Here is a 16304-nt window from a genome sequence, read left to right as displayed (position 1 = left end):
GCGGAGGAGACCGCTCCCCCGGCCACCCCGCTGCTGGCCCCGCGCGACGGGCTCACCCCCGTGATCGACACCTCGACCGCGCTGGTGGAGTACGCCGAGGCGCTGCGCGCCGGGACAGGTCCCGTGGCCGTCGACGCCGAGCGCGCGTCGGGGTACCGCTACGGCCAGCGCGCCTACCTGGTGCAGCTGCGCCGGGCCGGGGCCGGCACCGGGCTGATCGACCCGGTCCCGCTGCCCGACCTCTCGGTCGTCCAGGACGCCATCGCCGACGCCGAGTGGGTGCTGCACGCCGCCAACCAGGACCTCCCGTGCCTGGCCGAGATCGGGCTGGTGCCGCGGCGCGTCTTCGACACCGAGCTCGCCGCCCGGCTGGCCGGGCTGCCCCGGGTGGGGCTGGCCGCCGTCGTCGAGTCGCTGCTGGGGTACTCGCTGGTCAAGGGCCACTCGGCCGCCGACTGGAGCACCCGCCCGCTGCCCGAGGAGTGGCTGGTCTACGCGGCGCTGGACGTCGAGGTGCTCGTCGACCTGCGCGACGCGCTGGCCGCGCTGCTGGAGGAGCAGGGCAAGACCGAGTGGGCCCGGCAGGAGTTCGAGGCGGTCCTCGCCGCCGGCCCCCCGGCGCCGAAGCCGGACCCGTGGCGGCGGACCTCCGGCGTCCACGGCCTGCGCAACCGCCGCCAGCTGGGGATGCTGCGTTCGCTGTGGCAGGCCCGCGACGACCTGGCCCGCAAGCGTGACATCGCCCCCGGCCGGGTGCTGCCCGACTCCGCCATGGTCTCCGCGGTCCAGGCCGACCCGCAGACCGAGGGCGCGCTGCTGGAGCTGCCGGTGTTCCGCGGCCGGGCCAACCGCCGGCTCGTGGGCACCTGGTTCGGCGCCCTGGCCCGCGGACGGGCGCTGCCCGAGGAGGAGCTGCCGCCGCACAGCCGCCCCGGCGAGGGGCCGCCGCCGGTGAACCGCTGGGCCGACCGCGACCCGGCGGCCGCGACCCGGCTGCAGGTCGCCCGGGCCGGCCTCGCCGAGCTGTCGGCCAAGCACGACGTCCCGGTGGAGAACCTGCTGTCGCCGGACCTGGTGCGCCGGCTCATGTGGAGCCCGCCCGAGCCGCGCGACGCGGCCGCCGTCGCGGAGGCGCTGCGCGCCGGCGGCGCCCGCGAGTGGCAGGTCGAGCTGACCCGCGACCTGCTGACCGACGCCGTCACCCGCGCCTGACCACGCTCCACCGGCCGTGCCCGCCCGGCCGGATCCCCGGTCCTGGGGGTCCGCCGGTGCCCTCAACGGGCGGTTGAGGCGAAGGTCCCGGGGAACGCATCCTGGGGGCGCTCCCCGGGTCGCGACGGACGTCGAGGCCGGCCGCGGGGGCCCGGGAGCGAGGACGTCATGGTCACGGTCATGGTCGTGGAGGACAACGAGTTCGTCCGGGACGCGCTGGTGGCGATGCTGACCACGACGCCCGACGTCTCGGTGGTCGCCGAGTGCTGCGACGGCGAGGACGTGCTGGACACGGCGCGCCGGTTCCGCCCCGACGTCGTCCTCATGGACATCGTCCTGCCCGGGCTGGACGGCCTCGAGGCCACGCGCCGGCTGCTCCAGGAGGACCCGGACACGCGGGTCGTCATGCTCACCGGGCACCTGAGCGTGGACCACGTCCGCGGCGCCCGCGCACTCGGCGCCGACGGCTTCCTGCTCAAGGACGGCGACCCGGCGGACGTCGCGCAGGCGATCCGGACGGTGGCCGGCGGCGGCACCGCCTGGGACCCCGCGGTCGACCCCTACCTCCTCCAGGACGACCGGCCCGGTCCCCGTGACGGACACGCGCGGACACCGGACGGCCGCCGCCCGTGACGGCGCGGCGACCGCCGCGACGCCTACGGAACGAGGCCAGGCCGTATCCCCCGGAGTGCGCCATGATCGGGCGCCTCAGCCGCTGAGCAGGCCGTTCGGGGGACGCATGGGATGGTCTCGGCCCGGCCGGAGGGCCGGCAGCAGCCGCCTCGCGCTGCGCCGCGAACTGGTCGCGTTCGTCGCCATCGCCCTGGTCGTGCTGTTCGTCGTCGCCGCGCTCACGTACGCGCTCGCGGGCCGGATCGCGGCGGACAGCGCGAGGCGCGAGGCCGAGGACGCGGCCGAGCGGCTGGCCAGGATCCTGGTGGCGCCGCTGATCGGCAACGTGCTCGCCGGCGAGGCCGAGGACCGCCGGGACCTCGACCAGATCCTCGACATCCGCATGAGCGACGGCAGCGTGACCGAGGTGCTCGTCTGGGACGACGAGGGCCAGGTCGTCTACGCCACCGACCCCGCCAAGGAGGGGCTCAGGGTGTCACCCTCCCCCGAGCTGCAGGCGGCGATCGACGGGCGGACCGCGTCCGACATCGAGGAGGAGTCGGAGGGCGACGAGACCTCGCACCGGGGGCGCCAGCTCGAGGTGTACGTGCCGATGGACGCCGCGGGGCAGCGGCTGGTCTTCGAGGCCTACTTCGACGGGGCCCGGGTGGACGAGGACGCCGCGCTCCTCCGGCGGCGGGCCGTGCCCCTGGCCCTGGGGGCGCTCGTGGTGCTGCAGCTGCTCCAGTTCCCCATCGCCGCCTCGATGGGGCGCCGGCTGACCCGGCAGCAGGCCGCGCAGACGGAGATGGCCAGGCGACACCTCGCCGCCTCCGAGCGGGAGCGCCGGGCGATCGCCGCCGACGTGCACGACGGCCCCGTGCAGGACCTCGCCGGCGTCAGCTACGGCCTGTCCGCCCTGCGGTCCCACCTTCAGGAGCGGCAGCAGGCCTCGCTGGACCGCATGGTCGTGGCCCTCCGGACGGCCGTGGCCTCCCTGCGCCGGCTCATGGTCGACATCTACCCGCCCGACCTGAGCGGCCCCGGCCTGCCGACCGCGCTGGAGGACCTCGCCGGCCGCGTGCGCACGGAGGGACTGGACGTCCGGGTGCAGGCGGAGCCGCTGCCGGAGATGACCTCCGACTCCGCGGCGGTGCTGTACCGCACGGCGAAGGAGGCGCTGGCCAACGTGGTCAAGCACGCCCGGGCCAGGACCGCGGTCATCCGGCTCGAGGCGGCCGACGGCCCGGCCGGCCCGGCGGTGCGGCTCGTGGTCGAGGACGACGGCGTCGGCCTGCCCGAGGGGGGCGCCGTCTCCGGCGACGGGCACCTCGGCCTGCGGCTGCTGCGCGAGCGGCTCGAGGCGGCCGGCGGGACGGTGGCCCTGCGCAACGGGGAGGACGGCGGCGCGGTGGTGGACGCCGTCCTCCCCGTCGACGGCGCCTCCCCGCCCTCGCCCGGGAACGGCGCGCGCCCGAGCTGACCGGCCGGGCGGCCGACGCCGTCAGCCGCGGCCGGCCGCCCGGGCCGCCGTCACAGCCGCTGGGCCAGCCGGTGGTAGGCGGCGCTCCAGCGCAGCTCCTTGGCGAGGCTGCGGCGGGTGGTGCCGGCGTCGATGAGCACCAGCTCGGTGGCGAAGAGCTCGGCGAGGTCGGTGAGCTCGTCGGCGCCGAGCTGGGTGGTCAGCACGGTGTGGTGCGGCCCCCCGGCGGTCAGCCACCCCTCGGTGGCCGTGGCGAAGTCCGGCCGCGGCTCCCAGACGGCACGGGCGACCGGCAGGTTGGGCAGCGGCGCCGACGGAGCGACGACGTCGATCTCGTTGGCCACCCAGCGGAACCGGTCACCCAGATCGCACCAGCCGACCACGACGCCCTCGCCCGGGGCCGCGTCGAACACGAGCCGAGCCGGGTCCTCGCGACCGCCGATCGACAACGGGTGCACCTCCACCCGCGGCCGCCCGCCGGCGATGGTCGGGCAGACCTCGAGCATGTGCGCGCCGAGGATCCGCGGCGTGCCCGTGAGGTCGTAGGTGTAGTCCTCCATGAAGGAGGTGCCACCGGGTAGGCCGCGCCCGACGACCTTGAGCGTGTGCAGCAGGACCGACGTCTTCCAGTCGCCCTCGCCGCCGAAGCCGTAGCCGTCGGCCATCAGCCGCTGCACGGCCAGGCCCGGCAGCTGGCGCAGGCCGCCGAGGTCCTCGAAGTTGGTGGTGAAGGCGCCGAAGCCGCCCTCGGTGAGGAACCGCCGCAGCGCCACCTCGATGCGGGCCTGGTAGCGCACCGCCTCGTGCTTCGGCCCGCCCGGCGCCGCGTCGGCCTCGAACTCGTACAGGTCGCCGTACTCGGCGACCAGCGCGTCGACGGCCGGGTCCTCGACCGCGTCGACGACGGCGACCAGGTCGTTGACGCCCCAGGTGTTCACCGAGACGCCGAAGCGGATCTGCGCCTCGACCTTGTCCCCCTCGGTGACCGCGACCTCGCGCATGTTGTCGCCGAACCGGGCCAGCTTCAGGTCCCGCACCGCGGCCGCGGCGGCGGCCGCGCGCGCCCAGGAGCCGATCCGCGACCGCACCCGGGGGTTCTCGACGTGCCCGGCGACCGTCGTCCGCGGCATCCGCAGCCGGGTGAGGACGAACCCGTACTCCCGGTCGCCGTGGGCGGCCTGGTTGAGGTTCATGAAGTCCATGTCGATCGTCGCCCACGGCAGGGCGGCGTCGGCCTGGGTGTGCAGGTGCAGCAGCGGCTTGCGCAGCGCGTCGAGCCCGGCGATCCACATCTTCGCGGGGCTGAAGGTGTGCATCCAGGTGATGACGCCCAGGCAGGCCGGGTCCTCGTTGGCCTGGCCCATGACCCGGCGGATCGCGGCCGGGTCGGTCAGCACCGGCTTCCACACGACGCGGACCGGCACCTCCCCTGCCTGCTCGAGGGCGTCGGCCACCCGGCGGGACTGCTCGGCGACCTGCTGCAGCGTCTCCTCGCCGTAGAGGCCCTGGCTGCCGGTGAGGAACCAGACCTCGGTGCCGGCGAACGGGTCCCGGGGTCCGGCGTCGGTGCTCACGGTCTCGCTCATCGTCAGGCCCTCACTGTCCGTAGACGTTCTGGTAGCGGGTCCAGCAGGCGTCGACGTCCGCTGTCCGCATGGGGATCGGCTCGCCGAGCTGGCGGGCCAGGTGCACGGTGCGGGCGACGTCCTCGGTCATGACCGCCGCCTTGACCGCGGCGCGCGCCGACGGCCCGATCGTGAACACGCCGTGGTTCTGCATCAGGACCGCCGGCGAGCGCGAGCCCGACAGCGTCGCGACGACGGCGCGGCCGATGGAGTCGTCGCCGATGAGCGCGAACTGCCCGACCGGGATCGGCCCGCCGAACTCGTCGGCCATCGCGGTGAGCACGCAGGGGATCTCCTCACCCCGCGCGGCCCATGCCGTGGCGTAGGGGCTGTGGGTGTGCACCTGACCGTTCACCTCGGCCATGTGCCGGTACACGTAGGCGTGCGCGTCGGTGTCGCTGCTGGGCTTCATGACGCCGTCGACCGGGTTGCCGTCGAGGTCGCAGACGGTGATGCCCTCCCAGGTCAGGTCGTCGTAGGAGACGCCGCTGCCCTTGATGACGAAGAGGTCCTCGCCGGGCACCCGCTCGGACACGTTGCCCGACGTCCAGGTCACCAGCTCGCTGCGGACGAGCTCGGCGTGCAGCGCGGCGACGCGCTCCCGCTGCTCCCGGTGGGTGCCCCGCTCGGTGCGCGGCTGGGTGCTGGTCATGCGAACTGCTCCTCGGTCAGGGCGACGGGCGGGATCCCGGCGTCGGCGTACGGGGTGGTCAGCAGCGGGGACTCACAGGCTCGTCACGGCGGCCCGCTCGACCGCGAGGCCTGCGACGTACCGCTGCACGAAGGCGTCGAACCCGGCGACGTCGTCCGGGTCCGGCTCGGTGGTGCCGAGCGTCGCGCCGGCGAAGACCTCGTCGTCCAGGTAGTCGGCGAGGGTCTGCCCGGGCGAGCGGCCGGTGGCGAAGGCCGCCAGGACGGCGATCCCCCAGGCACCGCCCTCCGCGGCGAGGTCCCCCACGGACACCGGCGTGTCGATCGCGGCGGCCAGGAAGCGCTGCGCCACGCCCTCGGTCCGGAACAGGCCACCGTGGGCGAACATCCGGTCCAGCCGCACGCCCTCGGTCTTCTGGAGGACGTCCATGCCGATCCGCAGCGTGGCGAGGGAGGCGAACAGGTGGGTCCGCATGAAGGTGCCGAGGTCGAACCTGCTGCCCGGGGTCCGCAGGAACAGCGGCCGGCCCTCCTCGAGACCGGTGATCGGCTCGCCGGAGAGGTAGTTGTAGGCCAGCAGCCCACCGCAGTCCGGGGCGCCGTCGAGCGCGGCGCGGAACAGGACCCCGAAGACCGCCGACGGGTCGGCGTCCGCCCCCAGCGCGCGGGCGAACTCGGTGAACAGACCGGCCCAGGCGTCGATCTCGCTGGCCCCGTTGTTGCAGTGCACCATCGCGACGGGGTCGCCGGCCGGCGTGGTCACGAGGTCGATCTCGCGGTGGGTCCCGGTGAGGTCGCGCTCGAGCACGACCATGGCGAAGATGCTCGTCCCGGCGGAGACGTTGCCGGTGCGCGGGGCGACGGAGTTCGTGGCGACCATCCCGGTGCCCGCGTCCCCCTCGGGCGGGCACAGCGGGGTGCCCGCGCGCACCAGCCGCCCCGTCGGGTCGAGCAGCGCGGCGCCTGCCGCGGTCAGCGTGCCCGCCGGCTCGCCGGCCCGTGCGACGGCGGGGAGCAGCTCGGCCAGCCGCAGCTCGGTCCCGGCCTCCGCGGCCAACTGGTCGAACCGCGCGAGCATGCGGGCGTCGAACCCCCCGGTGCTCGCGTCGATCGGGACCATGCCGCTGGCGTCCCCGATGCCCAGGACCTTCTCGCCGGTGAGCTGCCAGTGCACGTAACCGGCCAGGGTCGTCAGGTGCGCGAGCCGGCCGACGTGCTCCTCGCGGTCGAGGACCGCCTGGTACAGGTGGGCGACGCTCCACCGGTGCGGGATGTTGACGCCGAACTCCGCGCTCAGCCGCTCGGCCGCCGGGCCCGTGTCGGTGTTCCGCCAGGTGCGGAAGGGCGTGAGCAGCTCGCCGTCGGCGTCGAACGCCAGGTAGCCGTGCATCATCGCCGACACCCCCAGTGCGCCGACCCCCGCGAGCTCCACCCCGTGGCGCCGGCGCACGTCCTCCCCCAGCGCCGCGACGCTCGCTTGCACCCCCGCCCAGACGGCCTCCAGCGAGTACGTCCAGCGCCGGTCGACGAACTGGTTCTCCCAGTCGGAGCTGCCGACGGCGAGCGGGGCGTGGTCCGGGCCGACGAGCACCGCCTTGATCCGGGTCGAGCCCAGCTCGATCCCGAGTGCCGTCCGGCCCGCGCCGATCACCGCAGCGGCGTCGGTCGTCATCGCCCGTCCCCCTCTCGCCACGCTCCGGTGGCTCCTGTGTCGGTCGGCCGCCCCGCGTCCGGCATCCGTACCTCGTCGGTCCGGCGGTCCCCGACCGCCGGCGGGGCGTCCGCGACCGCCGGGATGTTAACGCTAACAGCGACGGGCGCCACTGCCCGGGCTCAGGCCCGTGAACCGGCCCGGACCGGTGCCAGCCCGGTGCTGGACCGGACGAGGAGCACCGGCGGGACCGGCTCCGGGTGCGGCTCCTCGCCGCGGAGCCGGGCCAGCACGGTCTCCACGGCCCGGCGGCCGAGCTCGGCGAAGTCCTGCCGGACCGTGGTCAGCGGCGGGGTGAAGTACGGCGCCTCGGGCAGGTCGTCGAAGCCGACGACGCTGATGTCGCGCGGGGCGTCCAGCCCCTCCTCGTGGAAGGCGGCCAGCAGGCCCAGGGCCATCTGGTCGTTGGCGAGGAACACCGCGGTGATCTCCTCACCCCCGCGCACACGAGCGGCCAGGTCGCGTCCGACCGCGTAGCCGGACGCCGGCGTCCAGTCGCCGGCGAGGTGCTGCGGGACCGGTGCGCCGGCGGCCCGCAGCTCCTGCTGCCAGCCGATGACGCGGTCGCGGGCCTCCTTGGAGTCCGGCGGCCCCGTGACGTGGTGCACGGTCCGGTGCCCGAGGTCGAGCAGGTGGCGGGTGGCGAGCCGGGCACCGGCGATCTGGTCGACGCCCACCGCCGGGTCCTCCACGGCGCCGCCGCTCTGCACGGTCACCAGCGGGACCGGCGTGTGCACGTGGTGCAGCGCCTCGGCGGCGGCGTCGTACGTGGCCTGCGCCAGCACCGCGTCGACCGACTGGCCCACCAGCCGGTCCACCGCCTGCCGCACCTCGTCGGCCGTCGCCTCGTCCAGGACGGTCACGCTGAGGGAGTAGCCGGCCGCCCGAGCGGCCTGCTCCAGCCCCACGAGGGTCTGGGCCGGGCCGTACTGGTTGACGTTGACGGTGACGAAGCCCAGCGTCCGCGTCGATCCGGTGACCAGCGCCCGGGCCGCGGTGTTCGGCCGGTACCCCAGCTCCCGGATGGCCTCCTCGACGCGCTCGCGGGTGTGCGGGGCGACGTTGGGGTGCCCGTTGATCACCCGGGACACCGTCTGGTGGGAGACCCCCGCCCGGGCGGCGACGTCGGACATGACCAGTGCCCGCGGTGCTGCGTCCGGCTGCACGACCAACCCTCCGTCCACGTCGGTACGACCGGCGACCGGTCCTGGTGCGAGGTGCCGGCGGGGTGGCTCCGCGGCCGGGCCGCGGAGCCACCCCGCCGCCGTCAGCGGGCGGCGCCGGCCCGCCGCTTGTTGTAGACGTCGAACGCGACGGCCAGCAGCAGGACCAGGCCCTTCACCACCGACTGGATCGACTGGTCGACGCCCATGAGCTGCATGCCGTTGCTCATCACGGCCATGATCAGACCACCGACCATCGCCCCGACGACCGTGCCGACGCCTCCGGTGACGGCGGCGCCGCCGATGAACGCGGCTGCGATCGCGTCGAGCTCGAACATGTTGCCGGCGCTGGGCTGGGCACCGTTGGACCGGGCGGAGAAGACCACGCCGGCGATCGCGGCGAGGAAGCCCATGTTGACGAAGATCCAGAAGTTGACCGCCCGGACCTTCACGCCCGACAGGGTCGCGGCCGCGAGGTTGCCGCCGATCGCGTAGACCTGGCGGCCGAACACGGTCCGCTTGGTGATCACGCCGTAGGCCAGGATCAGCACCGCCAGGATGATCAGGACGATCGGCAGGCCGCGGGCGTGGGCCAGCTGCCAGGCGAAGGCCATGACGACCGCGCCGACGGCGACGATCTTCGCGACGAACAGCGGGAACGACTCGACCGGCTGCGAGTACTTGATGCGGGCCGTGCGCGTGCGCCAGTTGCTGACCGCGTAGCCGGCGACCGCCACGGCGCCGATGAGCAGGGTGAACGCGTCGTAGCCGTTGCCGCCCAGCAGCCCGTTGAGGAAGCCGCTGGCGATCTTCCCGTACTCGCGCGGGAAGGGGGACAACGAGATGTTGTCCAGCACCTGCAGGGTCAGGCCGCGGAACAGCAGCATGCCGGCGAGGGTGACGATGAACGCCGGGATGCCGACGTAGGCGACCCAGAAGCCGTGCCAGGCGCCGATCGCCAGGCCCACGCCGATGGCGGCGAGAGCGCCGACCCACCACGGCAGGCCCTCGCGGATCACCAGGACCGCCGAGACGGCTCCGGTGAGCGCCACCACCGATCCGACCGACAGGTCGATGTGGCCGGCGATGATCACGATGACCATGCCGATGGCCAGGATCAGGATGTAGGAGTACTGCAGGACGATGTTGGTGACGTTGCCCGGCGAGAGCGACGTCCCCTCGGTGAGGATCGCGAACAGGGCGACGATGACCACGAAGGCGACGTAGATGCCGCTCTGCCGCAGGTTGCTCGTGATGAGCGTGCGGACGTCGCTGGTCCCGGTGCGCAGCGCGACGGCGGGCGCGACGTCCTTGGGCTCGGTCGCCGACGTGGCCTCGGGCTCCGACGACGGGGGCACGGTCCTGGTCATGCCGCGAGCTCCTTCTCCTTGGTCATGAGCTCCATCAGGTTCTCCTGGGTGGCCTGCGCGACCGGGACCTCACCGGTGATCCGGCCCGCCGACAGGGTGTAGATGCGGTCGCAGATGCCGAGCAGCTCGGGCAGCTCGGACGAGATGACCAGCACCGCCTTCCCGGCGGCGACCAGCCGGTTGATGATCGTGTAGATCTCGTACTTGGCGCCGACGTCGATGCCCCGGGTCGGTTCGTCGAGGATCAGCACCTCGGGGTCGGTGTAGAGCCACTTGGACAGCACGACCTTCTGCTGGTTGCCGCCCGAGAGCTTGCCGACCACGGAGGTGACGCTCGGCGCCTTGATGTTCATGTCGCGCCGGTAGCCCTCGGCGACCTTGACCTCCTCGTTGCCGTTGACGAAGCCCTTGCTGGCGAGCTTGCCCAGGGCGGCGGCGGAGACGTTGCGGCGGATGTCCTCGATGAGGTTGAGGCCGTAGTGCTTGCGGTCCTCGGTCGCGTAGGCGATGCCCGCGTCGATCGCCTCGGCGACGTTCCGGGGCCGGACCTCGCGGCCGTGGACGAACAGCCGGCCGGTGATGTTGCGGCCGTAGGCACGCCCGAACAGGCTCATCGCGAGCTCGGTGCGTCCGGCGCCCATGAGTCCGGCGATCCCGACGACCTCGCCGGCGCGCACGGTGAGGTTCGCGCCCTCGACGACCGTGCGCTCCTGCGTCGGGTGCCAGACCGTCCAGTCCTCGACCCGCAGGACCTCCTCGCCCGGGTGCGACTCCCGCTCGGGGTAGTAGCTCTCCAGGTCGCGGCCGACCATGCCGCGGATGATGCGGTCCTGGGTGACCTCGCCGGCGTGCAGGCTCAGGGTCTCGACGGTCCGGCCGTCCCGGATGACGGTGACGTTGTCGGAGACGGCGGTGATCTCGTTCAGCTTGTGCGAGATCATGATGCAGGTGATGCCGCGGTCACGGAGGCGGCGCAGCAGGTCCAGCAGGTGCGCCGAGTCGGTGTCGTTGAGCGCCGCGGTCGGCTCGTCGAGGATCAGCAGGCGCACGTCCTTGGACAGCGCCTTGGCGATCTCGACGAGCTGCTGCTTGCCCACGCCCAGCTGACCGACCGGGGTGACGGGGTTCTCGTCCAGGCCCACCGACCGCAGCAGCTCGCCGGCCTCGGCGTTGGCCCGGTTCCAGTCGATGAGACCACCGCGCCCGCGCCGCTCGTTGCCGAGGAAGATGTTCTCGGCGATCGACAGGAACGGGACCAGGGCCAGTTCCTGGTGGATGATGACGATCCCGACGTGCTCGCTGTCGCGGATGCCGTTGAAGGTCACCGGCTGCCCGTCGAAGACGATCTCGCCGTCGTAGCTGCCGGTCGGGTAGACGCCGGAGAGGACCTTCATCAGAGTCGACTTGCCGGCACCGTTCTCGCCGCAGATCGCGTGGATCTCGCCGCGGCGGACCGCCAGGTTCACGTCCTCCAGCGCCTTGACGCCGGGGAAGGTCTTGGTGATGGAGCGCATCTGCAGGATGTGGTCGTCCATGGGACCTCGTCGTCCTGTCGTCGGCGCGTCGGGGGCGCCGCGTGGGGTGGAGAGAGTGTGCGCCGACCGGGGGCGGCGCGTCGTCCGCGCTTGGGGAGTGCGTGGTGCGGGGGTGGGGCCGGCCGGGCCCGGCAGCCGTGCTACCGGACCCGGCCGGGTCGTGCGGCGGAGGTCAGTCCGCCTGGCCGCTGGCGACCTCGTCCGCCGTCCAGTAGCCGGTGTCGATCAGCTCCGCCTGGATGTCGTCGGCGAAGACGGTCACGACCGGCAGCAGGTAGGACGGGACGACCTTGACGCCGTTGTCGTACGTCTCGGTGTCGTTGGCCTCCGGCTCGTTGCCCTCGGCAAAGGCCTGGGCGGCGATGACGGCCTGCTCGGCCAGCAGTCGGGTGTCCTTGAAGATCGTCGAGCTCTGGACGCCGTCCTGGATGAGCTTGACCGAGGCGATCTCCGCGTCCTGACCGGTCACGATCGGCATCGGGTTCGCGGCGTCGATCGTCGGCCCGTAGCCGGCGTTCTCCAGCGCGGTGATGATGCCGCGGGAGAGGCCGTCGTAGGGCGAGAGGACGCCGTCGACCCGGGAGCCGTCGTTGTACGTGGAGGTCAGCAGGTCCTCCATCCGGCGCTGGGCGGTCTCCTGCTGCCAGCGCAGGATCGCCACCTGCTCGATCTCGGTCTGACCCGACTTGACGACCAGCGTGCCGTTGTCGATCAGCGGCTGCAGGACCGACATGGCGCCGTCGAAGAAGAAGAAGGCGTTGTTGTCGTCCAGCGAACCGGCGAACAGCTCGATGTTGAACGGACCGGTCGCGGTGCCCGGCGAACCGTCCTCGTTCTGCAGCCCGAGGCCGCGCAGCAGCGCGTTGGCCTGCGCGACGCCGACCTCGAAGTTGTCGAACGTGACGTAGAAGTCGACGTTCTCGCTGTCGCGGATCAGCCGGTCGTAGGAGATGACCGGGATGTCGTTGGCCGCCGCGTTCTCCAGCTGACCCGCCAGGGCGGTGCCGTCGATCGCCGCGATGATCAGGATGTCGGCACCCTCGGTGATCATCTGGTCGATCTGCTGGGACTGGGTCGGGATGTCGTCGTTGGCGTACTGCAGGTCGACCTCGTAGCCCTCGGCCTCGAGCTGCTCCTGCACGTTCTCGCCGTCGGCGATCCACCGCTCCGACGTCTGGGTCGGCATCGAGACGCCGATGGTGAGGTCGTCGGAGTCGCCGCTGCCGGCACCTCCGCTGCCGCCCGCACCTTCGCCGCCGCACGCCGCCAGGGTCAGCGCCAGGGTGGCGCCGAGGGCCGTGAAGCCGAGCCTTCTACCCACGTGATCTCCTCCTCGAGATGTCTGCGCGCTCGACCGGGCGCAGGCTCGTCGTCGCACGAGCGAGGCCAGTGTGAGCGCTAACACCGGGGGCGCGTCAAGCCCGGGGACCCACCCGTTGGTCACGGTCTCGTAACGCGGCCGTCATCTCGGGTCCGCCGCGCCCGGGGCCGGCCCGGCCGCCACCGCGGCACCTCCCGCGAAGGGGGCAGGGGCACCGCGCCCCCGGCTCGACCCCGCGGTTACCGGCGGGTAACTTGAGCGGCGCCCCCCGGCCCCCGGGCGGGCTCCCACTCCTGCGGAGGTCTCATGTCCCGCTCGCTGCGTGAGGTCGTCTTCGTCGACGGCGTGCGCACCCCCTTCGGCAAGGCCGGCCCGAAGGGCATCTACGCCGAGACGCGCGCCGACGACCTCGTCGTCCGCGTCATCCGCGAGCTCCTGCGACGCAACCCGTCGCTGCCGGCCGAGCGCGTCGACGAGGTGGCCATCGCCGCCACCACCCAGACCGGCGACCAGGGCCTGACCATCGGCCGCACCGCCGCCCTCCTGGCCGGCCTGCCGAAGTCGGTCCCCGGCTACGCCATCGACCGCATGTGCGCCGGCGCCATGACCGCCGTGACCACCACCGCCAGCGGCATCGCCTTCGGCGCCTACGACGTCGCCATCGCCGGCGGCGTGGAGCACATGGGCCGCCACCCCATGGGCGAGGGCGTCGACCCCAACCCGCGGATCGTCAGCGAGAAGCTGGTCGACCCCTCTGCCCTGGTCATGGGGTCCACCGCCGAGAACCTGCACGACCGGTTCCCGCACCTGACCAAGGAGCGCGCCGACGCGTTCGCCCTGGCCAGCCAGCAGAAGTACGCCAAGGCCGTCGCCAACGGGCAGATCGGCCCGGAGCTCGTGTCCGTCGCGACCCGGTCGCAGGAGCACGGCTGGGGCCTGGCCACCGTCGACGAGCCGCCGCGCCCGGGCACCACGCTGGAGCAGCTCGCGACGCTCAAGACGCCGTTCCGGTCGCACGGCCACGTGACCGCGGGCAACGCCGCCGGCCTCAACGACGGCGCCACCGGCTGCCTGCTGGCCGCCGAGGAGGTCGCCGAGGAGCTCGGCCTGCCGATCGGCATGCGGCTGGTCGGCTACGGCTTCGCCGGCGTCGAGCCCGAGGTCATGGGCATCGGCCCGGTGCCCTCCACCGAGAAGGCGCTGGCCCGCACCGGCCTGTCGATCGACGACATCGGCCTGTTCGAGCTGAACGAGGCCTTCGCCATCCAGGTGCTCGCCTTCCTCGACCACTTCGGCATCGCCGACGACGACGAGCGGGTCAACCCGTGGGGCGGCGCCATCGCCGTCGGCCACCCGCTGGCCTCCTCCGGCGTCCGCCTCATGACGCAGCTGTCGCGGCAGTTCGCCGAGCGCCCCGACGTCCGGTACGGCCTGACCGCGATGTGCGTGGGCCTGGGCATGGGCGCGTCCGTCATCTGGGAGAACCCGAACTGGGAGGGGTCCGAGAAGTGACCGCCGTCTTCGAGAACGAGGTCGTCACCGAGGCGAAGGTCCGGTTCCTCGCGTACCCGGGCCTGGCCGGGGAGATCGCGCTGATCACCCTGGACAACGGGCACGACCACACCCGGCCCTCGACCTTCGGCCCCGGCGGCCTCGCGTCGCTGGACGCCGCCCTGGACGAGGTCGCGGCGCACACCCCGGCGCCGGCGGCCATCGCCGTCACCGGCAAGCCGTTCATCTTCGCCGTCGGCGCCGACCTCTCCGGCGTCCCGTCGGTCACCGACGAGGCGGCGGCGCGGGAGATCGCGCAGACCGGCCACCGGGTGTTCCGGCGGCTCAAGGACTCGACGATCCCGACGTTCGCGTTCATCAACGGCGTGGCGCTCGGCGGCGGCCTGGAGCTGGCCCTGCACTGCCACTACCGGACGATCAGCGGCGGCGCGGCCGTCGCGTTCCCCGAGGCCTTCCTCGGGCTGGTCCCCGGCTGGGGCGGCACGCAGCTGCTGCCGAACCTCATCGGCATCGACCAGGCCGTGACGATCGTCGTCGAGAACGCCCTGGCGCAGAACAAGATGACCCCGGGGCCCAAGGCGGCGAAGCTGGGCATCGCCGACGCGCTGTTCGAGCCGGCCGACTTCCTCGAGCGCTCGCTCGAGTGGGCCGTCGGCGTGCTCGACGGGTCGGTGACCGTGCAGCGGCCGGAGGTCGACCGGTCGGCGTGGGACGCCGGGATCGAGCGGGCCCGGGCGATCGTCGCCGGCCGCACGCGCAACGCCTCCCCCGGCGCCGTGCGGTCGGTCGACCTGCTCGACCTGGCGCGCAACGGCGTCGACGGCGAGGCGTTCACCGCCGGCACCGCCGCCGAGGACGACGCGCTCACCGAGCTGCTGATGAGCGACCCGCTGCGGGCCTCGCTGTACTCGTTCGACCTGGTCAACAAGCGGGCGAAGCGCCCGGCAGGCGCGCCGGACAAGGCGTTGGCCCGCAAGGTCACCAAGGTCGGCGTCGTCGGCGCCGGGCTGATGGCCTCGCAGCTGGCCCTGCTGTTCGTGCGGCAGCTGAAGGTGCCGGTCGTGCTCACCGACATCGACCAGGCGCGCGTGGACAAGGGCGTGGCCTACGTGCACGGCGAGCTCGACAAGCTGGCGGCGCGCGGCCGGCTGAACCAGGACAAGCTGAACCAGCTCAAGGGCCTGGTCACCGGCTCGCTGTCCAAGGACGTCTTCGCCGACGCCGACCTCGTCATCGAGGCGGTGTTCGAGGAGATGTCGGTCAAGCAGCAGGTGTTCGCCGAGGTCGAGGCGGTCGTCTCGGCCGAGTGCGTGCTCGCGACCAACACCTCGGCGCTGTCGGTCACCGAGATGGCCTCGAAGCTCGAGCACCCGGAGCGCGTGGTCGGGCTGCACTTCTTCAACCCGGTCGCCGTCCTCCCGCTGCTGGAGGTCGTGCGCGCCGAGCAGACCGACGACGCCACGCTGGCCACCGCCTTCGCCGTCGGGAAGTCGCTGAAGAAGAGCTGCGTGCTCGTGGCCGACGCCCCGGCGTTCGTGGTCAACCGGCTGCTCACCCGCTTCCTCGGCGAGATCACCGCCGCGGTCGAGGAGGGCACCCCGGTGGCCGTGGCCGACCGCGCGCTGGACCCGCTGGGCCTGCCGATGACGCCGTTCGAGCTGCTCACGCTCGTCGGCCCGCCGGTGGCGCTGCACGTGGCCGAGCGCATGCACGAGGCGTTCCCCGACCGGTTCTCCGTCGGCGAGGGCCTGCGCAAGATGGTCGAGCTGGGCAAGTCGTCGGTGTACAGCGCGCCGGGCGTCGTCGACCCCGAGCTCGAGGGCATCGACGCCGGGGACTCCCCGCTCACCGAGGAGCAGGTCCGCGACCGGGCGCTGCAGGCCCTGGCCCAGGAGATCCGGCTGATGCTCGACGAGGACGTCGTGCAGGCGGTGCAGGACATCGACCTGTGCATGATCCTGGGCGCCGGGTGGCCGTTCTGGCTGGGCGGCATCTCCGCCCACCTCGACCGCGCCGGTGTCTCCGAGCAGGTCACCGGCTCGCGCTTCCTGCCGCGGGGCGTCGCCTCGCTGCCGGCGTAGCCGGCACCGCACCGACCGCGACGGCCCG

At 73.3% G+C, this 16304-nt stretch carries 12 protein-coding genes; 5 read left to right on the top strand and 7 right to left on the bottom strand.

What is annotated here, in order from left to right; all coding sequences use genetic code 11:
- Positions 1-60: 60 nt before the first annotated feature.
- The 3 genes from ACI8AX_RS08070 (at position 61) to ACI8AX_RS08060 (ending at position 3307) form a co-directional block, all read left to right on the top strand.
- Positions 61-1212, top strand: a complete 1152-nt coding sequence (locus ACI8AX_RS08070) for a ribonuclease D (RefSeq protein ID WP_456549277.1) — start codon at positions 61-63, stop codon at positions 1210-1212.
- A 168-nt stretch (positions 1213-1380) separates the two neighbouring features.
- Positions 1381-1845 (top strand): response regulator, encoded by a 465-nt coding sequence (locus ACI8AX_RS08065; RefSeq protein WP_456549276.1) that lies wholly within the window; start codon positions 1381-1383, stop codon positions 1843-1845.
- A gap of 106 nt (positions 1846-1951) precedes the next feature.
- A complete protein-coding gene (locus tag ACI8AX_RS08060) occupies positions 1952-3307 on the top strand; it encodes a sensor histidine kinase (RefSeq protein WP_456549275.1) in 1356 nt (451 codons plus the stop codon).
- 50 nt (positions 3308-3357) lie between these two features.
- Here ACI8AX_RS08060 and araA read toward each other — a convergent pair whose 3' ends face one another.
- The 7 genes from araA to chvE all read right to left on the bottom strand — a co-directional run bounded on the left by araA (position 3358) and on the right by chvE (position 12683).
- A complete protein-coding gene (gene araA, locus ACI8AX_RS08055; protein WP_456549274.1) occupies positions 3358-4893 on the bottom strand; it encodes an L-arabinose isomerase in 1536 nt (511 codons plus the stop codon).
- A gap of 10 nt (positions 4894-4903) precedes the next feature.
- A complete protein-coding gene (locus ACI8AX_RS08050; protein ID WP_456549273.1) occupies positions 4904-5584 on the bottom strand; it encodes an L-ribulose-5-phosphate 4-epimerase in 681 nt (226 codons plus the stop codon).
- Between the two features lie 72 nt (positions 5585-5656).
- On the bottom strand, positions 5657-7255 hold the full coding sequence (locus tag ACI8AX_RS08045; protein WP_456549272.1) for a xylulokinase: 1599 nt from the start codon (positions 7253-7255) through the stop codon (positions 5657-5659).
- A gap of 161 nt (positions 7256-7416) precedes the next feature.
- Positions 7417-8460, bottom strand: a complete 1044-nt coding sequence (locus ACI8AX_RS08040) for a LacI family DNA-binding transcriptional regulator (RefSeq protein WP_456549271.1) — start codon at positions 8458-8460, stop codon at positions 7417-7419.
- A 101-nt stretch (positions 8461-8561) separates the two neighbouring features.
- Complete coding sequence (gene mmsB / locus ACI8AX_RS08035) at positions 8562-9827, bottom strand: multiple monosaccharide ABC transporter permease (protein ID WP_456549270.1); 1266 nt, start codon at positions 9825-9827, stop codon at positions 8562-8564.
- Positions 9824-11362, bottom strand: a complete 1539-nt coding sequence (mmsA, locus tag ACI8AX_RS08030) for a multiple monosaccharide ABC transporter ATP-binding protein (protein ID WP_456549269.1) — start codon at positions 11360-11362, stop codon at positions 9824-9826. Before mmsA ends, mmsB begins: the two co-directional genes overlap by 4 nt.
- A gap of 172 nt (positions 11363-11534) precedes the next feature.
- On the bottom strand, positions 11535-12683 hold the full coding sequence (chvE, locus tag ACI8AX_RS08025) for a multiple monosaccharide ABC transporter substrate-binding protein (RefSeq protein WP_456549268.1): 1149 nt from the start codon (positions 12681-12683) through the stop codon (positions 11535-11537).
- A gap of 306 nt (positions 12684-12989) precedes the next feature.
- Here chvE and ACI8AX_RS08020 point away from each other — a divergent pair, with 306 nt between their 5' ends.
- Positions 12990-14195 (top strand): thiolase family protein, encoded by a 1206-nt coding sequence (locus ACI8AX_RS08020; protein WP_456549267.1) that lies wholly within the window; start codon positions 12990-12992, stop codon positions 14193-14195.
- Positions 14192-16276 (top strand): 3-hydroxyacyl-CoA dehydrogenase NAD-binding domain-containing protein, encoded by a 2085-nt coding sequence (locus ACI8AX_RS08015; RefSeq protein ID WP_456549266.1) that lies wholly within the window; start codon positions 14192-14194, stop codon positions 16274-16276. Before ACI8AX_RS08020 ends, ACI8AX_RS08015 begins: the two co-directional genes overlap by 4 nt.
- The last annotated feature ends 28 nt before the right edge of the window (positions 16277-16304 follow it).

The sequence above is a fragment of the Blastococcus sp. SYSU D00813 genome (assembly GCF_054050735.1).
Note: the sequence above shows the minus strand (reverse complement) of the source record. Positions and strands in the feature narration are given on the sequence as shown.

Bases quoted from the DNA above. Each gene is read 5' to 3' on its own strand.
- ACI8AX_RS08065 (WP_456549276.1), top strand. From the start codon at position 1,381: ATGGTCACGGTCATGGTCGTGGAGGACAACGAGTTCGTCCGGGACGCG.
- ACI8AX_RS08060 (WP_456549275.1), top strand. From the start codon at position 1,952: ATGGGATGGTCTCGGCCCGGCCGGAGGGCCGGCAGCAGCCGCCTCGCG.
- araA (WP_456549274.1), bottom strand. From the start codon at position 4,893: ATGAGCGAGACCGTGAGCACCGACGCCGGACCCCGGGACCCGTTCGCC.
- mmsA (WP_456549269.1), bottom strand. From the start codon at position 11,362: ATGGACGACCACATCCTGCAGATGCGCTCCATCACCAAGACCTTCCCC.
- ACI8AX_RS08020 (WP_456549267.1), top strand. From the start codon at position 12,990: ATGTCCCGCTCGCTGCGTGAGGTCGTCTTCGTCGACGGCGTGCGCACC.
- mmsB (WP_456549270.1), bottom strand. From the start codon at position 9,827: ATGACCAGGACCGTGCCCCCGTCGTCGGAGCCCGAGGCCACGTCGGCG.
- ACI8AX_RS08045 (WP_456549272.1), bottom strand. From the start codon at position 7,255: ATGACGACCGACGCCGCTGCGGTGATCGGCGCGGGCCGGACGGCACTC.
- ACI8AX_RS08050 (WP_456549273.1), bottom strand. From the start codon at position 5,584: ATGACCAGCACCCAGCCGCGCACCGAGCGGGGCACCCACCGGGAGCAG.